This window comes from Variovorax paradoxus, assembly GCF_902712855.1.
Taxonomy (GTDB): domain Bacteria; phylum Pseudomonadota; class Gammaproteobacteria; order Burkholderiales; family Burkholderiaceae_C; genus Variovorax; species Variovorax paradoxus_Q.
Map to the genome: position 1 here is coordinate 611,287 of NZ_LR743507.1, position 21,158 is coordinate 632,444.

Genomic DNA, 21,158 nt, shown 5'->3' on the forward strand with positions numbered 1-21,158 from the left:
GCCGAAGCGTCAGAGGTTGAAGATCTTGCCGGGGTTCATGATGTTCTTCGGGTCGAGCGCGCGCTTGATCGTGCGCATCATGTCGATGGCGCCCACACCGGCCTCGTCCACCAGGAAGCCCATCTTGTGCAGTCCCACGCCGTGCTCGCCGGTGCAGGTGCCTTCCAGCGCGAGCGCGCGGCTCACCAGCGCATGATTGAGCTCCTCGGCCTTCACGCGCTCCTCGGGGATGTTCGGGTCGAGCAGGTAGCCGAAATGGAAGTTGCCGTCGCCCACGTGGCCGACGAGGAAGTAGGGGATGCCGCTGGCATCGGCCTCGGCCACCGAATCGAGCAGGCAGTCGGCCAGGCGCGAGATCGGCACGCAGGTGTCGGTGGAAATCACGCGGCAGCCCGGGCGCGACTGCACGGCCGCAAAGTAGCTGTTGTGCCGCGCGGTCCACAGGCGCGTGCGCTCTTCCGGCGTGCTGGCCCACTCGAAGGCGTTGCCGCCGTGGCCGCTCGCGAGCTCCTGGACCGTCTCGGCCTGCTCCTTCACGCCGGCGGGCGAGCCATGGAATTCCATCAGCAGCATGGGCTCTTCGCGCAGGTTCAGCTTGGCATAGGCATTCACCATGCGCACCGTGTTGACGTCGATGAGTTCCACGCGCGCAATGGGCACGCCCAGCTGGATGGTCTCGATGGTGGTCCGCACCGCGGCCTCGATGCTCGGGAACGAGCAGATCGCGGCCGACACCGCCTCGGGCAGCGGATAGATGCGCAGCGTGACTTCGGTGACCACGCCCAGCGTGCCTTCGCTGCCCACCATCAGGCGCGTGAGGTCGTAGCCGGCCGACGACTTCTTCGCGCGCGTGCCGGTGCGGATCACGTCGCCCGCAGCGGTGACCACTTCGAGCGCCAGCACGTTCTCGCGCATCGTGCCGTAGCGCACCGCATTCGTGCCGCTGGCGCGCGTGGCCGTCATGCCGCCGATGGAGGCGTCCGCGCCCGGGTCGATGGGAAAGAACAGGCCGGTGCTCTTGATGTCCTCGTTGAGCTGCTTGCGCGTGACGCCGGGCTGCACCGTCACCGTGAGGTCGTCGGCGTTGACCGACAGCACCTTGTTCATGCGAGACACGTCGATGCTGATGCCGCCCTGCACCGCCAGCAGGTGGCCTTCGAGCGAGGAGCCCACGCCGAAGGGGATGACCGGCACGCTGTGCTCGCTCGCCAGCTTCACCGCGTCGGCCACGTCCTGCGTGCTCTCGGCGAACACCACGGCGGAAGGCGGCGGTGCATCGAACGACGACTCGTCTCGCCCGTGCTGCGTGCGCACCGCCATGGCCGTGGAACAGTTGTCGCCGAAGCGCGCCTTGAGGGCGTCGATCAGTGCGGCAGGCACGTCACGCAGATGAAGCTCCGGCATCAGGTGCGAGGTTTGGGTCGGGGCGTTCATCGGGCGTCTCCTGGCTGTGTGAGTGGGATCGGGGGGAGCCGGTCATTTTACGAAGGGCGCACCATAATGCGCTTCGGAAAACGACATGAACCCCACGACCCTCACCGCACTGGCGGCTTTCCCGTCGCAACTGGAAGCTCATTTCGCGGCCATCCCCGCGGCATTCAGGCACTGGGCGCCGCCTTCGTGGGAGGGCGTGCCGAGCGAGCCTTTCACCGCCGTCGAGCAGCTCTGCCACGTGCGCGACATCGAGATCGAGGGCTACCACGTGCGCTTTCGCCGCACCCTGGCCGAGGCCCATCCGACGCTGGCGTCGATCGACAGCGAGCCGATCGCCGCCGAACGCCACTACGGCGCGGCCGACGCCGCGAAGGTGCTGGCCGACTTCCGCATGGCGCGCATCCAGACGATGGAGATCGTCTCCAGCCTGAGCGACGCGCAACTCGCGCGCACGGCGGTTTTCGAGGGCTACGGCCCGCTCACGATGCGCAGCCTCATTCATTACCTCTGCAGCCACGACCAGCAGCATCTCGCAGGCCTCCAGTGGCTGGCCGGCAAGATCGACGCTTCGACGGTCGCGCCGTAGACCCCAGGAGCTACCCCGATGGGCAACCGACTTTCCCAGATCGCCACGCGCACCGGCGACGACGGCACCACCGGCCTCGGCGACAACACGCGCGTGCCCAAGGACCACCTGCGCGTGCATGCCATGGGCGACGTGGACGAACTCAATTCGCAGATCGGCGTGCTGCTGTGCGAGCCCATGCCGGAGCCCGTTCGCGAGCTTCTGGTCGATGTGCAGCACCAGCTGTTCAACCTCGGCGGCGAACTGTCGATGCCGGGCTTCACGCTGCTGAAGGCCGATGCGCTGCTGCAACTCGACAGCGCGCTGGCCGAGCACAACGCCACGCTGCCGCGGCTGGCGGAGTTCATCCTGCCTGCCGGCACGCGCGCCGCTTCGCTGGCGCACGTCTGCCGCACCGTGGCCCGCAGGGCCGAACGCGCGGTGGTGGCGCTGGGCGCCGACGCGCCGCTCAACGATGCGCTGCGGCAGTATCTCAACCGCCTGAGCGACCTGCTCTTCGTGCTGGCGCGCGTGCTCAACCGCATGAACGGCGGGGACGACGTGTACTGGAAGAGCGAGCGCATGGCGCGCGCGGCGGCAGACGCACAGGCAGACACCAAGGAGGCACCATGAAATTCCCGAGCACCCTTCATACCTCGCTCGCCGTGGCGATGGCCGCCGCACTGTGGCTCCCGGCAGGGGCACAGGCCCAGAGTGCCGACAATCCGCCGAAGGCGCAGCGCGCGCAGACGCTCAAGTCGCCTTCGCGCAAGGGCACGGTGGTGGGCAGCGTGGAGCGCGGCACCGATGCCGCGGGCCGCAGCGTGAACCGCGCGGACGCCGCCACGCGGCGCGGCGTCAACAACGTGTCGGAGAAGGCGAGCCGGCCTGTGCGCAACGTGGGCGAGGCGATCGGCCGCCGCCTCTCGCCGGGGTCCAGCGGGCGCACCGCGCCGCCGGCGACGGGGCCGCAGGGCAACGCGCCGTAGTCCGGCTTCGCTGCCGGTCCGGTCCGGTCCGATGCAGGGCGTGCCGTTCCGGCGCAGCTCCCTGTTCCGTGAAACACGACCGGCATCGACGTGCTTGTTGCCCGAGCCGGTCCCTGCACGCATCCACATCCACACGACAGACACGCCGACATGGCAAGAAACATCGAGATCAAGGCCCGTATCGACAGTGTCGATCGCGTCGCGCTCATCGTCGCGGCGCTCGCCGACAAGGGGCCCATCGACATCGCGCAGGACGACACCTTCTTCCGTTGCGCAGACAGCGCCGACCGCCTCAAGCTGCGCACCTTCGCACCGGACCGCGCCGAGCTCATCTTCTATCGCCGCGCCAACGGCAGCGGCCCGAAGGAATCGTTCTACCTGATCACGCCCTGCAGCACGCCCGACGTGCTGCGCGAGTCGCTCACGCTCGCATGGGGCCAGGCGGGCCGCGTCCGCAAGCAGCGGCGGCTGTTCCTGGTGGGCCGCGCGCGCGTGCATCTCGATCGCGTGGAGGGCCTCGGCGAATTCCTCGAACTCGAGGTGGTGCTCGAAGAGGGCGCCTCGGCCGAGGCAGGCATTGCCGAGGCGCATGCGCTCATGGCAAGGCTCGGCGTGGACGCCGGGCAACTGGTGCAGGGCGCCTACGTCGATCTGCTCAACGGCTGATCAGCGCCAGCCGGCGGACTCGAACCGGTCCGCCAGCAGCTGCGCGACCTTTTCATAGCCTCGTGCATTGGCATGGATGCGGTCGGAGCGCAGCGATGCGTCCGACAGCACGCTCGAGTAGACGTCGGCCACCAAGAGCGCTTGTCCCGCCTTCGCCACCTCTTCATAGAACGGCGCGTCGCTGAGCGAGCCGACGGCTGCACGCATCGCATCGGGCGCGGGCGTGGCCAGCACCGCGACATGCGTTGTGTGCGCGCGCGCCTGCTCGATCAGCGCGGCGAGGTTGGCGCGCGTGGCCGAGGCCGGTACGCCGCGCAGCATGTCGTTGCCGCCGATGCCGATCAGGATCGCGTCGTAGCTGCTCGCAGCCAGCAGGCCCGGCAGGCGCTGCAGCGCGCCCTCGGACGTGTCGCCGTTCACGCCCGCGTTCTCGACCTGCCAACCCGTGAGCCCGGCGAGCTTCACCGGCCACGAGGCTTCGGGCGGCGCGCCGTAGCCGAAGGTCAGGCTGTCGCCCAGCGCCAGCACGCGGGCTTCGGGTCCGAGGGCGTTGGCCGATGGCTTGCGCTTGCCGCAGGCAGGCAGAAGGGCCATGGCGGGCACGCCGGCCAGCAGATGGAGAAGGTGTCGTCGCTTCATGTGGCGCGCAGCCCAGGCGCTGCACCGATGCCGGGCCGGTCCATGCTCAGGCGCGCTCGCGCAGCTGGAACACATTGCCTTCGGGATCGAGCCCATCGCAATGCCGGTGGCCGTCGAAGGTCCATTCGGACTCGGCCGGCTTCAGCGCACCGTTTGCCTCTGCAGCGAATTCGCGCGCAGCGGAGAGGCTGGTCACCGGAAAGATGAACTTCAGCGCCGTGTTCTCCCGAGGCACCGGTGGCTGCGCGATCTGCACCCTGGCCGCGACGTGCGCATTCATCGCGACAATGAAGAGCTGCAGCGCCGCCGACCCGAGGCTGGCGTGGCCGGCCTCTTCGTGCGCGATGGCGAGGTTTGCGACACGCGCATAGAACGCGCTCAGGCGCGAGACGTCCTTCGCGTAGATGACGGCCGCTGCCACGGGTGCTTTCTGTTCGGTCATGTGCGTGTGTTCTTGCGATGGTTTCTTCTGCTTCGTTGCTGCTCGGCTACCTCCTTTTCATTCTGCCAGCGGGCCTGCTCGCCCTGGTGCTGTTGGTGGCCCTCCCGCGCGCGCTCGCGGGCGCGCGCCTCGGGGTGCACATCCTGTTCTTCATCTTCGCGCGCGACGCGATGAGCCCCGCGGGCTTCTGGCAGCTGGGTGCCGGGTCGATGCGGCTCACGGCGCCTGCGCCCATACTGCTTGCGCTGGCAGGCATGTCGGCCGCGCTTTTCGTGGGCGTGGCGCGGCTCGAGCGCGCGACGTGGTGCAAGAGCCTGCGGATCGGCGCGGCCTTGCTGTGGGGCACTGCGGGCGCGGCCGTCATCACCGTCGTGGCCGCTGCGCTGAAGGCTGCGGCGGGGCTGCCCTCGTTGCCGGTGCCGGATGCCTCGACGCTCGTGCCGGTGCTCGTCTTCGCCTTGCTTGGCAATGCGTATGAAGAGCTTCTGTTCCGCGGCATGCTTCAGCAGCGGCTGATGGCCCGCATGACGGCGGGGCGCGCGGCCATCGTGTCGGGGGCGCTGTTCAGCCTGTGCCATGCGTGGCTCGCGATGTTCGTCACGCGGACGGGCCTGCCGGTGCTGGTGTTCACGCTGATCGAAGGCGTGGTGGCGGGGCTCGTGTACGGGCGTGCCGGTCTGCCCGCCGCGGCGCTGGCGCATGGCCTGGCCATCTTCGCGCTGGCCATCGGCGTCTATTGAATGCGTGCGCCCGGCGTTGGTCGGAAGGCCATGCAGGACAACGCGCCACGCGGATACCAGCGCTTACCTGATTTCACCTGACCGCGACCCGACGTGCCCGAAACAGACACAAGCGCAACCCACAATGGACTCGTCAACAACGCATGAAGGAGTTCCAGATGAACACCAACTCGAAAAGCATGGCCGTGGCCGCCGCGGCACTCGCAATGTGCATGGCCGCGGGGAGCGCCTTTGCACAAGACCGTCGCTTCGACGGCCGCCCCGGCCCTGGCGACCACCGCTACGAGCAGCGCGACGGCCGCTTCGACCACCGTGGCCCGCCGGGCTACCGTGGCAACCAGGATTTCCGCGACGGACGCCAGTTCGATCGCCGTGGTTTCCCGCAGCCGCACGCCGAATGGCGTCGCGGGGGTCGCGTGCCGCAGGAGTACCGTGGCCGCAACTACGTGGTGCAGGACTGGCGCGCCTACCGCCTGCAACAGCCGCCGCGCGGCTACCAGTGGGTGGGCGTGGGCGGGGACTTCGTGCTCGCGGCCATCGCCACCGGTGTGATCGCGAACATCATCGCCGGCCAGTAAGCCAGGCAATCGCCCGGAGCGTCCGGGCAGTCGAAGGTCATCGAGCCGTCATGGACCGCCGCAGGCTGCGAGGCTTGCGGCGGTTCTGTCTTTTCAGACCATCGCGGTGGGAATCGACTGTGCGCAGACGTTGCGCCCGGTGATGGTCAGGCGCAGTCCGCCGCCATGCCACTCGAGCCAGTTGAGGCTCACATACGCGTCGATGTCGGCGTCGTCGATCCGATCGGCCTGGCGGCTCTGCAGCAGTTCCACCGTGGCGGGCAAGGCCCGTCTCAACCGCTCGCGACGCTCCGCTGCATCGGCCGCCTTGAGGGCGGCCCTTGTTTGCTGTTGCTGCTGCTGCGGGGTCGATGCCATTGCTGATCCGTTCCAGGAAGCCAAGGAATTAACCCGAATGTACGCCGCCTGTGTGAATCGGCATTCTTCTTTTTTAACCTTTCTGTCGTCCGTAGTACACACCCCGCGGTTGTAACTGGACAGCCTTCAGATTTCGTAGTGAGAGGCGGCCCTGGCCTCGTCGCCCAGCGCCTTTTCCACCACCGCCCGCGTGAGCGTGGGGGCGAACGACTCGATGAATGCATACACGTACTTGCGCAGGTAGGTTCCGCGCCGCACCGCCAGCTTGGTGAGATTGATGCCGAACAGCCGCCCTGCATCGAGCGCACGCAGCTGCGTGTCGCGCTCGGCCTCGTAGGCCACGCCGGCAACGATGCCCACGCCCAGGCCCAGCTGCACGTAGGTCTTGATCACGTCGGCGTCCATCGCGGCCAGCACGATGTTGGGCTGCAGCCCGCGCTGCTCGAAGGCCTCGTCGATGCGCGAACGGCCCGTGAAGCCGGTGTCGTAGGTGATCAGCGGATAGCGCGTGAGCGCATCGAGCGTGAGCGGTGCGTCGAGCAGCGGGTGTCCCGGCGGCACGATCACCGAATGCGTCCAGCGGTAGCAGGGCAGGGCGACCAGCTGCGGATAGTCGCCGAGCGCCTCGGTGGCGATGCCCACGTCGGCCTCGCCGTCGAGCAGCATCTGCGCGATCTGCTTGGGCGAGCCCTGGTGCAGGTGCAGCTTCACGTTGGGGAACTGCGTGCGGAATTCCTGCACAGCCACCGGCATCGCATAGCGCGCCTGCGAGTGCGTGGCCGCCACCGAGAGCAGGCCGCTCTGCTGCGCCACGAACTCCTGGCCCGCGTGCTTGAGGTTGCTGCTTTCCATCAGCATGCGCTCGATGATCGGCAGCACGTGGCCGCCGGGCTCGGTGAGCCCGGTGAGCCGCTTGCCGGCACGCACGAAGAGCTCGATGCCGAGTTCTTCCTCGAGTTCGCGGATCTGCCGGCTCACGCCGGGTTGCGAGGTGTGAAGGGTATGGGCGACTTCGGTCAGGTTGAAGCCGCAACGAACGGCCTCGCGTACCGAGCGCAGTTGTTGGAAGTTCATCTGGCGCGAAGGTGAGTCTGGAGAGCACGACCCCGGACGAGGCCGAGCGACGATTCTGAACAGAAGCGCTTATTCGGGGAACGATGCGTTTGTTGGTTTCACATGAGCAAAACATCTTTGAGGCCTTCTTTCCGCTCCAGAAGCTCCGTCTTGATGTTTCGCACACATGTGCTAAAGTTGATAGCATGGACGCCAAGACCCAGAAAAGCGAACTCACCCGCGCCGCCATCGTCGGTGCGGCAATGAATCTCGCGCTCGCCGAAGGCCTGGAGGCGATCACGCTGCAGGCCGTGGCCAGCCGGCTGGGGTTGTCCAAGAGCGGTGTGTTTTCGCGCGTGGGTTCGCGCGAGGCGCTGCAGAAGGCCGTCATCGAGGAATACGGCCGCGGCTTCCTCGCCGACGTGTTCGTGCCCGCCATGCAGAAGCCCAAGGGCCTGCCGCGGCTCAACGAGATCGTGTCGCGCTGGATCGCGCGAACGCGCGACGTCGAGATGCACACCGGCTGCCTCTACATGGCCGGTGCGTTCGAGTTCGACGACCGCGAGGGCGAGCTGCGCGACGTGCTGTTCGACGAGATCACGCGCTGGCGTGCCGCGCTGCGCCGCACCGTGCTGCTGGCCATCGAGAGCGGCGAGCTCAAGGCCGACACCGACCCCGCGCAGCTGGTCAGCGAGCTCAACGGCGTGATGATGGCCCAGCTGCACGACGCACGCTTCCTGCGCGACCCGCAGGCCGCCGACCGCGCCACGCAGACCTGGCAGCGGCTTCTTTCCAGCTACCTCGCCTGATTGCCGAACGCAGGCAATGCACCCCGCGTCTTTATTTGCCCATGTTTCGCACAGCCGTGCGTAAAAAAAGGAGAAGCGTCATGCTGATCGTTGCCCTCTTTGTTGCCGCCTGTGCGGCCGTCCTCGGTGTCCGGGGCCTGTGCGACACGCTGCGCAGCCTGCCCCGCAGCAACCGCGACTGGGTCTGGTACTGAAGCGCGCGATGACCGGCACTTCCACATCCGCTGCGGGCCACGCCGCGCCATCGAACTACTACCGGCCCGGCCGGCTGCTGCGCGCACTGCGCTTCGGCCTGACCACATCGCAGCGCCTGTGGCCCGCGCTGGGCGTGCGCGCGGCTTACCGGCTGTTCGGCACGCCGTTGCCGCCGAAGTGGCTGTACCGCGGGCAAGGCCCCGGCGCCGAATGGCGGCGCGAGGCCTGGGCCTTCGAGGACGCGAGCGTCGGCATCTACCACCTGGCCGCGCAGGACTCCGGTGCCGAGTCGGCGCCCGTGGTGCTGCTGGTGCACGGCTGGGGCGGGCACGCCGGGCAGATGCTGCCCTTGGCACAGGCCGTGGCGGCGGCAGGCCTGCGGCCGGTGCTGCTCGAACTGCCGGCGCACGGCCGCAGTGCGGGCACCATGAGCAACTCGCCGCAGTTCGCGCGTGCCATCGCCTATGTCGCGGCCCGGCTCGCGGCCGACGGCCATGCGCTGCGCGCAGCCGTTGCGCATTCGCTGGGCGCCAACGGCCTGGCGCTGGCCGCGGCGCGAGGGCTGCCCGCCGAACGGCTGGTACTGCTGGCGCCGCCCGCGTCGCCGCGCGAATACACGCGCTATTTCGCCCACACCTTCGGACTCAGCGAAGCCACGCGGCTGGCGATGCAGCGGCGCCTCGAGTCGCGCGAAGGCGTGCTGATGGCGCAGCTCGAGCCGGCGGCGGTGGGCCCGCGCATCGCGCAGCCCACGCTGATCGTGCATGACCGCGAAGACCGCGTGAACCGCTTCGCCGATGCCGAGGCCTACCGCGATGCGATCGGCAGCGCGCGGCTCGTTGCCACGCAGGGCTGGGGACATCGCCGCATCCTCAAGGAGGCCGCGGTGCTGGCGCATGTCGCAGGCTTCGTGACGTCGCCTGCGTCCTGACGCAGCGTGGCCCGCTACCAGGTGGGGTGCACCGGCGTGAACACCGGCCGCAGCAGGTGCCGCCGGACGATCTCGCCGTAGCCGCGGTAGTAGAAGTTGCCGTTGGCCGCGAGCACCGCCGCGCGGTTCTGGCGGAAGTACACCGGGATCTCGTACCACGGCATGGTCGGCGCGCGGTGATGCACATGGTGCAGGTTGTTGTAGAGGTACAGCAGCCCGAACAGCAGGTTCGACTCGACGATGGCCACGCGCTCGTGCGGCGTGTCGGCCCAGCGGTGTTCCGTGAAGGTGCGCAGCGAGCCCAGCATCATGCCGGGGTACACGAAGTACAGCAGGTACTCGCCGAAGCCCATGCCGCACACGGCCGTCACGTAGTACAGCACCGGCGCTGCGCTCAGCGCATGCCACAGCCATGTCGGAAGGCGCGAGAAGTTGCCCGACAGCACCTGCCCGGCCTCGAAGCGGACCAGCTTCCACAGCCGCAGGAACGGCCCCAGCACCACGCGGAACGCGATCGTCTGGTTGGCCATGTAGATCCATCGCCACACCGGGCCATAGCCCTCCCACGCGGGCGCAGAGTGGTAGGCGCTCTCGTTGTCGCGCTCCGGATGCGTGAGATGGAAGTTGACGTGGTGCGCGCTGTGGCCGCGGTTGTAGAAGGGATACGGCAGCCACAGGTTCAGCGGCGGCCACACCACCGCGTGCCGCAGCCATTTCGGCAGGTGCCGCATCGCATGGATGCTCTCGTGCTGCAGCGAGAAATGCAGCTGCGCGAGAAAGCCGCCGATGATGAAAAGGGCCCAGCCCGGCACCGCCGCATGCCACCACAGCAGCGCGGCCCACGCCATGTAGAGCGCGGCGGCCAGCAGCAGCGTGGGCACCTCGAAGTGCCACCACCAATGCTGGCGCTCGGCTGTCTTCCGGGCAAGGGGCGCGGCTGTCGAAGTGGTCGAAGTCATGGTGAAGGACTGCGATGCTAGGTAGCAGGCGGCCGCTTGCATGCGCGCATTTCGCATAAGCATCGTCGCGAAGCTTCGTTCGGCGCAGGGGGCGTGCGGCCTACGCTCGACAGCTTTGCGGCTCCCATGAAGAACTTCCTTGTCCGCCTGGCGCTTGCGCTGCTTGCCGCACTTTCCGTCGACGTGCAGATTCACGCGGCCACCGTCGACGACTACCCCAGCAAGACCATTCGCCTCGTCGTGCCGTATCCGGCCGGCGGCATCGCCGACAAGATCGCGCGCGAAGTCGCCGAGCAGCTCCAGCAGCGCCTGAAACAGCCGGTGGTGGTCGAGAACCGCAGCGGCGCGGCCGGCAACATCGGCTTCGATTTCGTGGCGCGGCAGCCTGCCGACGGCTACACGCTGCTGCTCGCACCGGCGTCCAACCTCACGGTGCAGCCCGCGCTGTTCAGGCAGCTGAGCTATGACCTCGCGCGCGACTTCACGCCGGTGTCGCTGCTGGTGCAGACGCCGCAGGTGCTGCTGGTGAACCCGAAGCTGCCCGTCGGCAATCCGCGCGAACTCATCGAGTACTCGAAGAAGAACCCCGGCAAGGTCAACTACGGCATCAGCGTGGGTGCGTATTCGCACCTGGCGGGCGAGTTGCTGAAGACGCAGACTGGCGCCGACTTCACCGCCATTCCCTACCAGGGCAGCGCGCCGGCCCTCAACGACCTGCTTGCGGGCCAGACCCAGTTCATCTTCAACGAGGTGGTCACCGCCATTCCCTTCGTGAAGGCCGGCACGCTCAAGCCGCTGGCCGTGGCCTACCGCACGCGTGCCCCGTGGCTGCCCGACGTGCCCACCACGGCCGAGGCAGGCCTGCCGGACTTCGAGGTCACCTCGTGGTACGGCGTGGTGGTGCGCAGCGGCACGCCCGCGCCGCTGGTGCAGCGCCTGTCGCGCGAACTGCGCGACATCGTGCAGGCGGACGGGTTCAGGAAGCGCTACGACGACATCGGCGCCTTCACCGTGGGCAACACGCCCGAGGAGTTCGGCCGCTTCATCCAGGCCGAGACCGTGAAGTGGACCGCCGTAGTAAAACAGGCGGGCATCCAGCCCAACTGAGCACCAAATGAGCGAGCCCCGCACGAAGACCATCGCGCCCGCCGAGCTGATGGCGCTGCTGCTGGCTGAAGCCCCGGAACCCGCAGAACCTCCGGCTGCGCCTGCAGGCGAGCTCGCACTGCTCGACGTGCGCGAGACGCGCTGGTTCGTGCAGCGCCACCCCAACCTCGCGCGCAACCTGCCGCTCAGCGTGCTCGAGCTGCAGGCCGGCGCGTTCGTGCCGCGCCGCTCCACGCCGGTGGTGCTTTACGACGACCACGGCGCGCACGACGGGGCGGCGCAGGCGGCGGCCGCGGTGCTGGCGCGGCTGGGCTACACCGACGTGCGCACGCTCGACGGCGGCCTGCAGCGCTGGGTGACCGAAGGCCTGCCTTCCATCGACGGCTACGGCACGCTGGTCAAGGCCTTCGGCGACCGCGCCAGGCTGCACTACGGCACGCCGGGCCTGCCGGTCGACGCATTGCGCGCGCGCCAGCGCGGGGGCCGTCCGACCACGCTGGTCGATGCGCGGCCGCGTGCCGAGTTCGAATTTCTCTCGCTGCCCGGCGCGCTCAACCATGCGGGCACGGAGCTGGCGCTGCGCCGCTTCGATGCTGCGGCGACCGCAGGCGCAGAGAGTCCCGGCCACCTGTGGGCGATCAACTGCTTCAGCCGCACGCGCGGCATCGTCGGCGCGACCACGCTGCGGCTGCTCGGCCGCGCGCCCGAGGCGGTGTTCGTGGAGGACGGCGTGATGGACTGGGGCCTCCAGGGCGCGCCCACGGTGCAGAACGCCGCGCCGCAGGACGAACTGCCGCCCGAGTCGGCGCCCGTGCTGCGCGGCCTTGCCGACGACCTGATCGCGCGCTTCGGCCTGCCCGTGGCCGACGCGGCGCAACTGGCCCGCTGGCGCGACGACGACTCGCGCACACTCTACGTGTTCGACGTGCGTCCGGCCGCCGATCCGGCGCTGGCCCGCACCGGCGTGCGGCAGGTGCCTGGCGGCCAGTTGCTGATGCACTTCGAGAACCTGGTGGGAACGCGCGGCGCCCGCATCGTCCTGGTCGACGACGCAGCTCACCGCCTGCGCGCGGCCATCACCGCGTTCTGGCTCGTGCAGCTCAACCAGGCCGAGGTGTACGTCTGCGAGGGCGAGCCGACCGCCGGGCTGTTCCCTGGGCCGGCACCGGCGCCGGCCGGCGACGCGCCGCCTCCGCTCGATGCCGATGCGCTGGCCCAGTTGCGCAGGAACGGCGCGGTCACGGTGATCGACGTCGGCCCCAGCCTCGACTACGAGCGCGGTCACCTGCCGGGCGCGCTCTACATGCTGCCGGCCTCGCTGGCGCCGCTCGCGCCGCATGCCGTGGCCGGTCGCACGCTGGTGTTCACCTCGCCGGACGGCGCGCTGGCCGCCCGCGTGGCACGCGACGCGCAGCAGCGCTGGCCCGACTCGGGCGCGATATTCGCCTGGCTGCAGGGCGGAACGCAGGGCTGGAAGGATTCGGGCAGGCCGCTGGCCGCGGCCTTCGTGCCGGCCCAGCTCCTGACGCCTTTCGACGACGACTGGGGTTCGGTCATGCGCGTCTTCGGTCCGCGCCGCGATGCAGCCTGGGCCGACTACCTCGCGTGGGAACGCGCGCTGTCACCGCGGGTCGTGCAGGACCCGTCGGTGCGCTTCCGCTTCTTCGCGCTCAGCGCGCGGGAGCCGGGGAAGGATCCGGCAGCTCGATCTTGATGTCGAGCACCTCGAGGTTGTCCTGGGTCTCCAGGTGAACCTTGATGTCTTCCGCGTTGATCGACACGTACTTCGAGATCACCGCCACCAGCTCGCGCTGGAGTTCGGGCAGGTAGTCGGGGCGCTTCTTGCCGCTGAGGCTGGACCGCTCGTGCGCGAGGATGATCTGCAGCCGCTCCTTCGCGACGCTGGCAGTCTTCTTCTTTTCGCCCAGCAGGAACGAGAGAAAGGACATGGCCTACTTGCCTCCGAAAATCCGCTTGAAGAAGCCCGGCTTCTCGGCGTCGACGAAGCGCATGGGCCGCTCCTCGCCGAGGAAGCGCGCGACCACGTCGCTGTAGGCCTGCGCCACGTCGGTGTCCTTGTCGTGGATCGCGGGCACGCCCTGGTTGGAGGCATGCAGCACGCTTTCCGACTCGGGGATCACGCCGATCAGCTTGATGCGCAGGATGTCCTGGATGTCTTCCAGCGAGAGCATCTGCCCGCCCGCCACCCGGTTCGGGTTGTAGCGGGTGATCAGCAGGTGCTCCTTGATGGGCTCGTTGCCTTCCTTGGCGCGCTTGGTCTTGCTGCTCAGCATGCCCAGGATGCGGTCCGAGTCGCGCACCGAGGAGACCTCGGGGTTGGTGACGATCAGCGCCTCGTCGGCGAAGTGCATGGCCATCATGGCGCCGGTCTCGATGCCGGCGGGCGAGTCGCACACGATGTACTCGAAATCCATGGCGGCGAGGTCGCTCAGCACCTTTTCCACGCCGTCCTGGGTGAGCGCTTCCTTGTCGCGCGTCTGCGAGGCCGCCAGCACGAACAGGTTGTCGCACTGCTTGTCCTTGATGAGCGCCTGGCTCAGGTTGGCTTCGCCCTGGATGACGTTGATCAGGTCGTACACCACGCGGCGTTCGCAGCCCATGATCAGGTCCAGGTTGCGCAGGCCCACGTCGAAGTCGATCACCGCCGTCTTCTTGCCGGCGAGCGCGAGGCCCGACGCGAAGCTGGCGCTCGTGGTCGTCTTGCCGACGCCGCCCTTGCCCGAAGTCACCACCACAATTTTGGCCATGGCCATTCCTTCTTGTTTCGATTCAGTTGTTGGTCTTGCGAGATGCGGCCGCCTTGCCGCCACGGGGCGAGCCGCGCTTCTCCCGTGGGAGGCAGCGAACGGCGCGCAGCGCGGCGGAGTGCAGAGCCTGGGGGCGCATCAGATCGGGTCGATCGCCAGTTTCTTGCCGTCCAGGCGCACCTGCGCCGATTTTCCCAGCACCGTGTCGGGCAGCGCCACTTCGTTCGTGCGATAGATGCCGGCAATGGCCACCAGCTGTGCTTCCATGCAGGTCGAGAAGATCCGCGCCTCGGTGTTGCCCCGCGCGCCGGCGATGGCCTTGCCGCGCAGAGGCGCGTACACATGCACGTTGCCGTCGGCAATGACCTCGGCACCGAAGCTCACCACCGCCGTCACCACCACGTCGCCGCCGCGGGCGTAGACCTGCTGGCCCGAGCGCAGCGGCTTGTCGATCAGCAGCGTGCCGTTGGCCGGCACCGGTACCTCGCGCACGATCTGGGGCGCTTCCGACGCGGGGGCCTCGCCGGCGGCGCCGGGGCGCGGGGTGCTGCGGCTGCCGGCATGGCGGCCACCGAGAGGCCGGCGGCGCGCGCCGCGGCGTTCTGGGCGGCGTTGCCGCCGCGCACTGCGATCGGCTGGGTCTGGTGGCGCGCCAGCAGGCTGCGCAGGGCGGCGAAGTCGATGTCGGCCGCGGCAGGCGCGTCGCCGGCGGCTTCGCTCTCGCCCTGTGCCTCCTGCAGCAGGGAGAGGTCGATCACCACCGGCTCCTGCTCGAAGAAGTCGGGCGAATCCGCCAGCTGGGCGTCGAGCGCCTCGGCCAGCACGTCCAGGTCGGACGTCTTGAGGATCACTGCGATCAGCGGCAGCGTGGCGCTCTTGAATTCGAAAACCGCCTTGGTGCGCGCGGCGGAGACATCGGCCATTGGAAAACGTCGGTGCGAAAAGCGTTGGAGTCTAACGGGCGCGGGCCGAACGCCCATGACCCGCACCCGCTCCAGGCCCCACGGACAACACTTCTTTCATGAGGTTGCACTTTTCCCGGGGCCTGATGCTCGCATCAGTTCTTCGAGCGCCCGAGCAGCGCATACAGGATGATCGCGCCGAAGGTGGCGGTCCCGATGCCGCCGAGAGCGAAGTCGCCGAACTTCAGCGTGAAGTCGCCCGTGCCGATGATCAGCGTGATGGCGGCCACGATCAGGTTCCGGTTCTGCGAGAAGTCGACCTTGTTGTCGACCCAGATCTTGGCGCCGGCAATGGCGATCAGGCCGAACACCACGATGCTCACGCCACCCATCACCGGCAGCGGAATCGCCTGGATCAGCGCGCCGAACTTGGGGCTGAAGCCCAGCACCAGCGCGATCACGGCCGCCACCACGAACACCGCGGTCGAGTAGATGCGCGTGGCCGCCATCACGCCGATGTTCTCGGCGTAGGTCGTCACGCCCGTGCCGCCCGCCGCGCCGCTCACCACCGTGGCGATGCCGTCGCCGATGAAGGCCCGGCCCATGTAGCGGTCGAGGTTGCGGCCCGTCATGGCCGTCACCGCCTTCAGGTGGCCCAGGTTTTCCGCCACCAGGATGATCGCCACCGGGGCGATCAGCAGCATCGCGTTGGCCGTGAACACAGGCGCCGTGAAGGTCGGCAGGCCGAGCCAGGCCGCGTTGGCGATGCCGCTCAGGTCCACCGGCTTGCCCATGCCCAGCAGGTTGGTCAGCACCGCGTAGACCACGGTCGCCAGGATCAGCCCGACCAGGATCAGCAGGCGCTGCAGCATGCCGCGCGTGAACACCGCCACCAGGCCCACGCACAGGAAGGTCACGGCCTGCATCCACGAGTCGAAGTTGCTCGCGGCCATGTTCTTGATCGGCACGCTCGCCAGGTTGAGTCCGATCACCGCCACCACCGCGCCCGTGACGACGGGCGGCATGAAGCGCTCGATCCAGCCCGTGCCGACGGCCTGCACGATGGCCCCGATCAGGATGTACACCACCCCGCAGGCCACGATGCCGCCCAGCGCCACCGCGATGTTGGCGTTGGGCCCCTTGCCCGCATAGCCGCTGGCCGCGATCACCACCCCGATGAAGGCGAAGCTCGAGCCCAGGTAGCTGGGCACCTTGCCGCCGGTGACGAGAAAGAAGATGAGCGTGCCGATGCCGCTCATCAGGATCGCGATGTTGGGGCTGAACCCCATCAGGATCGGCGCCAGCACCGTGGCGCCGAACATGGCGATCACGTGCTGCACGCCCATGGCGCCGGTCTGCAGCCAGGGCAGCCGCTCGTCCGGCGCGATGACCGCGCCGTTGGCCAGCGCGGACGCGGGCCGTTCAGTCCAGTTGAACATTCTTCTTTCTCCTCTTGTTGGTGGCGTGTGCCCGGAGGCCAGGACGCCCTGGCTTTCCCCGGGGCGTGATTGTGGGCGATGAACACCCCCCTGGACACCGGCACGCACCCTGTTCGCGGAGAAAGAGCGCTTCGCCTCGCTCAGCGCGGCTGCAGCACTGCCATCGTGATGCGCGACACGCAGGTCAGTTCGCCGGCCTCGTTGGTCAGGTCGATCTGCCAGACCTGCGTGGTGCGGCCGCGGTGCACCGGCCGCGCGGTGCCGATCACCCAGCCGCTGGTGACCGAGCGGATGTGGTTGGCGTTGATGTCCAGGCCCACGGCGCGGTCGCCTTCGGGCGCCGAGTAGTGGGCGCCGCAGGAACCCAGCGTCTCGGCCAGCACCACCGACACGCCGCCGTGCAGGATGCCGTAGGGCTGGCGGGTGCGTTCGTCGACCGGGCAGCGGGCGCGGATGAAGTCGTCGCCCACCTCCAGGAACTCCATTCCCAGCCGGGAGACGGCGGTGTCGGCGTGGTTGAGCGTGAGCCGCTCGACGGAGATCTCTTTTTTCCAGATACGCATGCGGTTCTTTCGGGTTCTGCCTGTAGGCCCCATCCGGCCCCCAACAGGCCCATGAGGGAGGCAAAACTATAGCGACGGCGGCTGACAGGCGCAGTCGCCTTTGCGTGTTAACTTGGATCGATGAAGCACCCCGTCCGCCGCTGGCTCATCGGCATCGCCGCCGTCCTGGTGCTGGGCGCGGGCGTGCTGGTGCTCGTGGTGCGCTCCAAGCTGCCCTCCGACGACGAAGTGGCCGCGAAGATCGCCGAGGGCTTCGAGAAGCGCTTCGGCGTGCCGCTGAAGGTGGGCAGCGCGCACTGGGCGCTGCTGCCCACGCCGATGCTGGTGCTGTCCGACGTCGCCACCGGCCAGCCCCGCCCCATCACCCTGAAGCGCGTCAGCCTGCAGCTGCAGTTGGCGCCGCTGCTGCAGCGCGTCATCGCGCTGGACGAGGTCGAGGTCGACAGCCTGGTGCTGCCGCGCGCCTCGGTGCGCGCGTTCCGCGGCAAGGGCCCCAAGCCGGAAGAGGCGAAGCAGGGCGGCAACGTGATCGCGCTGCCTGCGCCCTGGACCTTGGCGCCCGTGCCGCTGGAGCGGGTGCGCTGGCGCGACGTGGTCTGGATCGACCGGCGCGACATCCCGCTCGCCTACGACGGCGAGGTCGCCTTCGACCCGGAGTGGCGTCCGCGCCAGTTGCGCCTGGAACGCGCCGGCCCCACGCCGCCGGCCCAGCCCGCGCGGCTGCGGCTGGACCGCCAGCCCGGGCAGGACCGCTGGCGCACCCGCATCGACGTGGGCGGCGGCACCTGGAACGGCGTCACGCGGTTCGAGGTGCTGCCCACCGGCAAGCTGCGCGTGTCGGCCGAACTGGAACCGCGCCAAGTGGACATCGAAGGCCTCGTGCAGGCCTTCGACCGCCGCACCTCGCTGGCGGGCAAGGTGTCGGGCCAGACCACGCTCACGGCGCAGGCCGATACCGCCGAGGACCTCGGCTCGCTGCTGCGCAGCCTGCACACCCGCACCGTCTTCACCGTGCAGCCCGCCACGCTCACCAGGCTCGACGTGGCCAAGGCCGTTACCACCGCCGGCATCAGCCGCGGCGGCAGCACGCAGCTCGACCAGCTCACCGGCACGCTCGACACCCAGGGCACCGAAGACGGCGTGGTGATGCGCTACACCAACCTCAAGGCCCGCTCGGGCGTGCTCACCGCCAGCGGCAACCTGAAGCTGTTCAACCGCAAGCTCGATGGCGAGATCGCGGTCGACATCGTCGACGGCGTGGTCGGCGTGCCGCTGAAGATCGGCGGCACCATGAGCGACCCCGAGCTGTCGCTCACCGGCGGCGCGCTCACCGGCGCGGCCATCGGCAGCGCGGTGCTGCCGGGTGTCGGCACGGCCATCGGGGCCCGGGTGGGGCAGCAGGTGGAGAAGATGTTCGGCGGGGGCGAGGCGCCGAAGGGGGCCGACAAGAAGGCCGAAAGCAAGCCCGTTCCCCGGCGTGCGGCGCCGGCCGCGTCGCGGCACTGAGCCGTCAGTCCAGCGTCGCGCCCCAGAGCTTCACGAGCTTCCGGTGCTTCGCCAGCTCGGACGGGAAGAAAGCCGGCGCGGCGTCCGGTCCCTTGTCGAGTAGCGTGAGCCCTTGCCCTGCGATGGCGGTCTTCGCCTCGGGCGAGGCCATCGCGGCCTTGATGGCGGCGTGGTAGTTCTGCACCACCGGCGCCGGCAGGCCCGCCGGACCGACCCGCGCGATCCACGCTTCGAAGCTGTAGCCCGGCACGCCGGCCTCGGCCAGCGTGGGGAAGTGGGGCAGCGCGGCCGACCGCGTGGCGGTGCTCACCGCCAGCGCGCGCAGCGTGCCCGCCTTGACCTGCGGCGCCACCTGCGAGACCGACACGAAACCCAGCTGCATCTGCCCGCCGATCATGTCGGTGATGAGCGGCCCGGTGCCGCGGCAGGGCACGTGCTTTATGCGGATGCCGGTCTCGCTCACCACCCGCCCGGCCGCGCGAACGATCGACCCCGCGCGTGCGGCAGCGACGAACAGGCGGACGCCGCAGGGATCGATGCGGCGGGTCAAGGTGGGCGCTCCAGGAGGGGCGCCCAGCTTGTCACGGCGGTACAGGGTTCAGCCCAAGGCCTTGACCACCGCAGGCACCGTCAGCACCGCCGTGTAGTAGCCCATGAACTGCACGCCGGTGTTGAAGCCGATGGCGCGCGACAGCAGCCCGCCCAGCAGACCCATCGTGAGGATCACCAGCAGGCCGAGCAGCTGGCCTTCCCACACGCTGATGACCACGATCAGCCCGACGAAGGTCGCGATGATCGCCTCGTGGCTCACCTTGCGCGAGACGAACAGCGCCGCACGGCGCGCGAAGTTCATCGTGAACGGATAGGCCACCAGCGCCGCCAGCACCACGGCCAGCATGCCGTAGCCCAGGAACTCCCAGTGGCTCAGCAGGTTGTGCAGGTTGTGCGTCTGGCCCGTGGCCGAATCGATGGTGAACACGGGCGGCGCGTTGAACAGCGGCGCCGCCGGGCCGGCCGCCACCGGGCTCAGCGGCAGGCCGATGGCGATCAGCGGGATCAGCGCCTCGGCGATGTAGGTGGCCTCGGTCACGCCGTTGCGCGCGGCCAGCGTGGTCGTGAGCCGGTGGTAGGCGTGCTTCACGCGCGAGCCCACCAGCTCGCCCAGCACCACCGTCATCGCGACCGGGCTGAACACGAAGGTGGCGCTGGAGACGGCGGCGGTGGCGAAGGTCCACTTCACCTGGCCGCGGTCGAGTACCTTGAACGGGTTGGGAAAGTAGCCCGACCAGCCCTTCACGTCGGGTGCCAGCGAGAAGGTGCGGACCTTGTCGCGCTTCATGCGCGCACGCGCGGCCGGCGAGATCACCGAGAACAGGTCGGCCACCAGCGGCCCGATGGCAATGCCCAGGAAATAGCTGATGCTGAGCTTCACGCCGTACTTGCCGGTGAGCGACTGCAGCGCCACGATCACCACCACGAAGGGCACCAGCGTCGCCACCGAGGCCCAGCGCCCGCTCGAGAAGTACGCGATGGCCACGGCCGCCACCACGAAGATCCACGGCGCCGCCTTGGTGATGGCCGCGCCGTAGGGCGCCAGCAGCACCGCGAACAGCACGGCCAGCGGCACCGCGATGAAGGCCGCGATGATCGCGCCCGACACCATCTTGCGCAGCGCGATGTGCGGCACGCCCAGGTTTCGCAGCACGTTGGCGTCCTGCAGCAGCGGCGTGGCCATGGTGTCGCCCGGGATGCCCAGCAGCGCGGTGGGCACCGCGTGCGTCATGTGCTTGGCGACGGCAGCCGCCAGGAAGAAGGTGAACACGCCCTCGGGCGGCACGCCGAGCAGCACCACCAGCAGCGTGAGAGGCGCCAGCGTGGTGGTCTCGTCGGTGCCCGAAACGAGGCCGATGGCGGCGAACACCACGGCGCCGACGAGGCCCATGCCGGTGGCGACCAGGATCTGGTTGAGCAATGCGGCGTCGATCATGATGCGGCGCCCTCATCGAGCTTGCCGGAAGACTGGCGCGACGAATACGAGGCGAACAGGTCGTAGATTTCCAGTTCCTTCATCTCGCGCACCACCGACGGCGGCAGGTCGGCGACCGAGCCCAGCGTGCCGTGCTCGCCGGCCAGCTCGGCCAGCACCTCTTCGCGCCAGCGCGGGTCGGCCTCGGTGCCTTCCACCACCTCGCGCTTGGGCGCGAAGAGCAGGGCGCAGATCACGCCCGACACCACGCAGCCGCCGAGCCCGGCCAGCATCGCGTAGGCGCGCGCCAGTTCCGGCGTGGCGACCGTGCTCGCGAGCACGCGGTTGGCCACCAGGAAGCCCGCAAGGCTCACGCCGAGCCCGATGGCGATCGACCATGCGAGATGGCCGAGGTCGGCCGTGTCGCCCCATATTTCCACCAGCCGCCAGCTTGCGCGGCCTGCGCTGTCCGTCTTCATGTTGTTGTCTCCGTCGTTGTGGATGCGATAGATGCGATGCGGGCCGCGCCCGCGATGATGGCCTGCCTGCC

Annotated in this window: 24 protein-coding genes and 1 pseudogene; 11 read left to right on the top strand and 14 right to left on the bottom strand. The window is 69.0% G+C overall.

The window, feature by feature from the left end; all coding sequences use genetic code 11:
* Window positions 1-9: 9 nt before the first annotated feature.
* The gene (locus AACL56_RS02885) at window positions 10-1,434 is read right to left on the bottom strand and encodes an FAD-binding oxidoreductase (protein ID WP_339088328.1); all 1,425 of its coding nucleotides are present in this window, start codon (window positions 1,432-1,434) and stop codon (window positions 10-12) included.
* A gap of 85 nt (window positions 1,435-1,519) precedes the next feature.
* On the opposite strand from AACL56_RS02885, the gene AACL56_RS02890 reads away from it, so the two are divergent.
* The 4 genes from AACL56_RS02890 to AACL56_RS02905 all read left to right on the top strand — a co-directional run bounded on the left by AACL56_RS02890 (window position 1,520) and on the right by AACL56_RS02905 (window position 3,654).
* Window positions 1,520-2,020, top strand: a complete 501-nt coding sequence (locus AACL56_RS02890; protein WP_339088329.1) for a DinB family protein — start codon at window positions 1,520-1,522, stop codon at window positions 2,018-2,020.
* Window positions 2,021-2,038: 18 nt separating this feature from the next.
* A complete protein-coding gene (locus AACL56_RS02895; RefSeq protein WP_339088330.1) occupies window positions 2,039-2,632 on the top strand; it encodes a cob(I)yrinic acid a,c-diamide adenosyltransferase in 594 nt (197 codons plus the stop codon).
* Window positions 2,629-2,988: a hypothetical protein gene (locus AACL56_RS02900; protein WP_339088331.1), complete on the top strand. Its 360-nt coding sequence runs from the start codon at window positions 2,629-2,631 to the stop codon at window positions 2,986-2,988. Before AACL56_RS02895 ends, AACL56_RS02900 begins: the two co-directional genes overlap by 4 nt.
* Before the next feature lie 150 nt (window positions 2,989-3,138).
* Window positions 3,139-3,654, top strand: coding sequence for a class IV adenylate cyclase (locus tag AACL56_RS02905; protein WP_339088332.1), 516 nt, complete (start codon window positions 3,139-3,141; stop codon window positions 3,652-3,654).
* On the opposite strand, the gene AACL56_RS02910 is transcribed toward AACL56_RS02905, so the two are convergent.
* Both AACL56_RS02910 and AACL56_RS02915 read right to left on the bottom strand, forming a co-directional pair.
* Entirely contained in the window at window positions 3,655-4,293 is a 639-nt protein-coding gene (locus tag AACL56_RS02910) for a GDSL-type esterase/lipase family protein (protein ID WP_339088333.1), read from the bottom strand.
* Window positions 4,294-4,339: 46 nt separating this feature from the next.
* Window positions 4,340-4,735, bottom strand: a complete 396-nt coding sequence (locus tag AACL56_RS02915) for a hypothetical protein (RefSeq protein ID WP_339088334.1) — start codon at window positions 4,733-4,735, stop codon at window positions 4,340-4,342.
* A gap of 17 nt (window positions 4,736-4,752) precedes the next feature.
* Here AACL56_RS02915 and AACL56_RS02920 point away from each other — a divergent pair, with 17 nt between their 5' ends.
* Entirely contained in the window at window positions 4,753-5,475 is a 723-nt protein-coding gene (locus AACL56_RS02920; RefSeq protein ID WP_339088335.1) for a CPBP family intramembrane glutamic endopeptidase, read from the top strand.
* Between the two features lie 158 nt (window positions 5,476-5,633).
* Window positions 5,634-6,053, top strand: coding sequence for an RcnB family protein (locus tag AACL56_RS02925; protein WP_339088336.1), 420 nt, complete (start codon window positions 5,634-5,636; stop codon window positions 6,051-6,053).
* Between the two features lie 93 nt (window positions 6,054-6,146).
* On the opposite strand, the gene AACL56_RS02930 is transcribed toward AACL56_RS02925, so the two are convergent.
* Both AACL56_RS02930 and AACL56_RS02935 read right to left on the bottom strand, forming a co-directional pair.
* Window positions 6,147-6,410, bottom strand: coding sequence for a hypothetical protein (locus AACL56_RS02930; RefSeq protein WP_339088337.1), 264 nt, complete (start codon window positions 6,408-6,410; stop codon window positions 6,147-6,149).
* Window positions 6,411-6,536: 126 nt separating this feature from the next.
* A complete protein-coding gene (locus tag AACL56_RS02935) occupies window positions 6,537-7,484 on the bottom strand; it encodes a CysB family HTH-type transcriptional regulator (RefSeq protein ID WP_339088338.1) in 948 nt (315 codons plus the stop codon).
* Window positions 7,485-7,669: 185 nt separating this feature from the next.
* Between AACL56_RS02935 and AACL56_RS02940 the strand changes: the two genes are divergently transcribed.
* Entirely contained in the window at window positions 7,670-8,272 is a 603-nt protein-coding gene (locus AACL56_RS02940) for a TetR/AcrR family transcriptional regulator (RefSeq protein ID WP_339088339.1), read from the top strand.
* A gap of 202 nt (window positions 8,273-8,474) precedes the next feature.
* The gene (locus AACL56_RS02945) at window positions 8,475-9,398 is read left to right on the top strand and encodes an alpha/beta fold hydrolase (protein WP_339088340.1); all 924 of its coding nucleotides are present in this window, start codon (window positions 8,475-8,477) and stop codon (window positions 9,396-9,398) included.
* Between the two features lie 14 nt (window positions 9,399-9,412).
* Here AACL56_RS02945 and AACL56_RS02950 read toward each other — a convergent pair whose 3' ends face one another.
* On the bottom strand, window positions 9,413-10,357 hold the full coding sequence (locus AACL56_RS02950; RefSeq protein WP_339088341.1) for a fatty acid desaturase: 945 nt from the start codon (window positions 10,355-10,357) through the stop codon (window positions 9,413-9,415).
* A gap of 126 nt (window positions 10,358-10,483) precedes the next feature.
* Here AACL56_RS02950 and AACL56_RS02955 point away from each other — a divergent pair, with 126 nt between their 5' ends.
* The gene (locus tag AACL56_RS02955) at window positions 10,484-11,464 is read left to right on the top strand and encodes a Bug family tripartite tricarboxylate transporter substrate binding protein (RefSeq protein ID WP_339088342.1); all 981 of its coding nucleotides are present in this window, start codon (window positions 10,484-10,486) and stop codon (window positions 11,462-11,464) included.
* A 7-nt stretch (window positions 11,465-11,471) separates the two neighbouring features.
* The gene (locus AACL56_RS02960; RefSeq protein ID WP_339088343.1) at window positions 11,472-13,178 is read left to right on the top strand and encodes a rhodanese-like domain-containing protein; all 1,707 of its coding nucleotides are present in this window, start codon (window positions 11,472-11,474) and stop codon (window positions 13,176-13,178) included.
* Here AACL56_RS02960 and minE read toward each other — a convergent pair.
* From minE to AACL56_RS02985, 5 genes and pseudogenes are all read right to left on the bottom strand, one after another.
* Window positions 13,135-13,413 carry a cell division topological specificity factor MinE gene (gene minE / locus AACL56_RS02965; protein WP_339088344.1) on the bottom strand — a complete coding sequence of 93 codons (279 nt, stop codon included), beginning with the start codon at window positions 13,411-13,413 and terminating at the stop codon, window positions 13,135-13,137. The genes AACL56_RS02960 and minE overlap by 44 nt on opposite strands.
* 3 nt (window positions 13,414-13,416) lie before the next feature.
* Window positions 13,417-14,232, bottom strand: a complete 816-nt coding sequence (minD, locus tag AACL56_RS02970) for a septum site-determining protein MinD (protein WP_339088345.1) — start codon at window positions 14,230-14,232, stop codon at window positions 13,417-13,419.
* 138 nt (window positions 14,233-14,370) lie between these two features.
* Window positions 14,371-15,155: pseudogene (gene minC / locus AACL56_RS02975) on the bottom strand (septum site-determining protein MinC).
* Window positions 15,156-15,289: 134 nt separating this feature from the next.
* Window positions 15,290-16,573: a solute carrier family 23 protein gene (locus AACL56_RS02980; protein ID WP_339088346.1), complete on the bottom strand. Its 1,284-nt coding sequence runs from the start codon at window positions 16,571-16,573 to the stop codon at window positions 15,290-15,292.
* Between the two features lie 140 nt (window positions 16,574-16,713).
* Complete coding sequence (locus tag AACL56_RS02985) at window positions 16,714-17,136, bottom strand: hotdog fold thioesterase (RefSeq protein WP_339088347.1); 423 nt, start codon at window positions 17,134-17,136, stop codon at window positions 16,714-16,716.
* A gap of 120 nt (window positions 17,137-17,256) precedes the next feature.
* Between AACL56_RS02985 and AACL56_RS02990 the strand changes: the two genes are divergently transcribed.
* Window positions 17,257-18,642, top strand: coding sequence for a hypothetical protein (locus AACL56_RS02990; RefSeq protein ID WP_339088348.1), 1,386 nt, complete (start codon window positions 17,257-17,259; stop codon window positions 18,640-18,642).
* A 4-nt stretch (window positions 18,643-18,646) separates the two neighbouring features.
* Here AACL56_RS02990 and AACL56_RS02995 read toward each other — a convergent pair whose 3' ends face one another.
* From AACL56_RS02995 to AACL56_RS03005, 3 genes are read right to left on the bottom strand one after another with little or no spacing between them, the layout of a single operon-like run.
* The gene (locus AACL56_RS02995; RefSeq protein WP_339088349.1) at window positions 18,647-19,192 is read right to left on the bottom strand and encodes a tripartite tricarboxylate transporter substrate-binding protein; all 546 of its coding nucleotides are present in this window, start codon (window positions 19,190-19,192) and stop codon (window positions 18,647-18,649) included.
* Between the two features lie 48 nt (window positions 19,193-19,240).
* Complete coding sequence (locus AACL56_RS03000; protein WP_339088350.1) at window positions 19,241-20,629, bottom strand: tripartite tricarboxylate transporter permease; 1,389 nt, start codon at window positions 20,627-20,629, stop codon at window positions 19,241-19,243.
* Complete coding sequence (locus tag AACL56_RS03005; protein WP_339088351.1) at window positions 20,626-21,087, bottom strand: hypothetical protein; 462 nt, start codon at window positions 21,085-21,087, stop codon at window positions 20,626-20,628. The genes AACL56_RS03000 and AACL56_RS03005 overlap by 4 nt, the downstream gene beginning before the upstream one ends.
* Between the last annotated feature and the right edge of the window lie 71 nt (window positions 21,088-21,158).

Excerpts from the sequence above, each read along its gene's own strand:
- AACL56_RS02885 (WP_339088328.1), bottom strand. The coding sequence starts at position 1,434 with ATGAACGCCCCGACCCAAACCTCGCACCTGATGCCGGAGCTTCATCTG.
- AACL56_RS02890 (WP_339088329.1), top strand. The coding sequence starts at position 1,520 with ATGAACCCCACGACCCTCACCGCACTGGCGGCTTTCCCGTCGCAACTG.
- AACL56_RS02895 (WP_339088330.1), top strand. The coding sequence starts at position 2,039 with ATGGGCAACCGACTTTCCCAGATCGCCACGCGCACCGGCGACGACGGC.
- AACL56_RS02900 (WP_339088331.1), top strand. The coding sequence starts at position 2,629 with ATGAAATTCCCGAGCACCCTTCATACCTCGCTCGCCGTGGCGATGGCC.
- AACL56_RS02905 (WP_339088332.1), top strand. The coding sequence starts at position 3,139 with ATGGCAAGAAACATCGAGATCAAGGCCCGTATCGACAGTGTCGATCGC.
- AACL56_RS02910 (WP_339088333.1), bottom strand. The coding sequence starts at position 4,293 with ATGAAGCGACGACACCTTCTCCATCTGCTGGCCGGCGTGCCCGCCATG.
- AACL56_RS02915 (WP_339088334.1), bottom strand. The coding sequence starts at position 4,735 with ATGACCGAACAGAAAGCACCCGTGGCAGCGGCCGTCATCTACGCGAAG.
- AACL56_RS02920 (WP_339088335.1), top strand. The coding sequence starts at position 4,753 with ATGGTTTCTTCTGCTTCGTTGCTGCTCGGCTACCTCCTTTTCATTCTG.
- AACL56_RS02925 (WP_339088336.1), top strand. The coding sequence starts at position 5,634 with ATGAACACCAACTCGAAAAGCATGGCCGTGGCCGCCGCGGCACTCGCA.
- AACL56_RS02930 (WP_339088337.1), bottom strand. The coding sequence starts at position 6,410 with ATGGCATCGACCCCGCAGCAGCAGCAACAGCAAACAAGGGCCGCCCTC.
- AACL56_RS02935 (WP_339088338.1), bottom strand. The coding sequence starts at position 7,484 with ATGAACTTCCAACAACTGCGCTCGGTACGCGAGGCCGTTCGTTGCGGC.
- AACL56_RS02940 (WP_339088339.1), top strand. The coding sequence starts at position 7,670 with ATGGACGCCAAGACCCAGAAAAGCGAACTCACCCGCGCCGCCATCGTC.
- AACL56_RS02945 (WP_339088340.1), top strand. The coding sequence starts at position 8,475 with ATGACCGGCACTTCCACATCCGCTGCGGGCCACGCCGCGCCATCGAAC.
- AACL56_RS02950 (WP_339088341.1), bottom strand. The coding sequence starts at position 10,357 with ATGACTTCGACCACTTCGACAGCCGCGCCCCTTGCCCGGAAGACAGCC.
- AACL56_RS02955 (WP_339088342.1), top strand. The coding sequence starts at position 10,484 with ATGAAGAACTTCCTTGTCCGCCTGGCGCTTGCGCTGCTTGCCGCACTT.
- AACL56_RS02960 (WP_339088343.1), top strand. The coding sequence starts at position 11,472 with ATGAGCGAGCCCCGCACGAAGACCATCGCGCCCGCCGAGCTGATGGCG.
- minE (WP_339088344.1), bottom strand. The coding sequence starts at position 13,413 with ATGTCCTTTCTCTCGTTCCTGCTGGGCGAAAAGAAGAAGACTGCCAGC.
- minD (WP_339088345.1), bottom strand. The coding sequence starts at position 14,232 with ATGGCCAAAATTGTGGTGGTGACTTCGGGCAAGGGCGGCGTCGGCAAG.
- AACL56_RS02980 (WP_339088346.1), bottom strand. The coding sequence starts at position 16,573 with ATGTTCAACTGGACTGAACGGCCCGCGTCCGCGCTGGCCAACGGCGCG.
- AACL56_RS02985 (WP_339088347.1), bottom strand. The coding sequence starts at position 17,136 with ATGCGTATCTGGAAAAAAGAGATCTCCGTCGAGCGGCTCACGCTCAAC.
- AACL56_RS02990 (WP_339088348.1), top strand. The coding sequence starts at position 17,257 with ATGAAGCACCCCGTCCGCCGCTGGCTCATCGGCATCGCCGCCGTCCTG.
- AACL56_RS03000 (WP_339088350.1), bottom strand. The coding sequence starts at position 20,629 with ATGATCGACGCCGCATTGCTCAACCAGATCCTGGTCGCCACCGGCATG.
- AACL56_RS03005 (WP_339088351.1), bottom strand. The coding sequence starts at position 21,087 with ATGAAGACGGACAGCGCAGGCCGCGCAAGCTGGCGGCTGGTGGAAATA.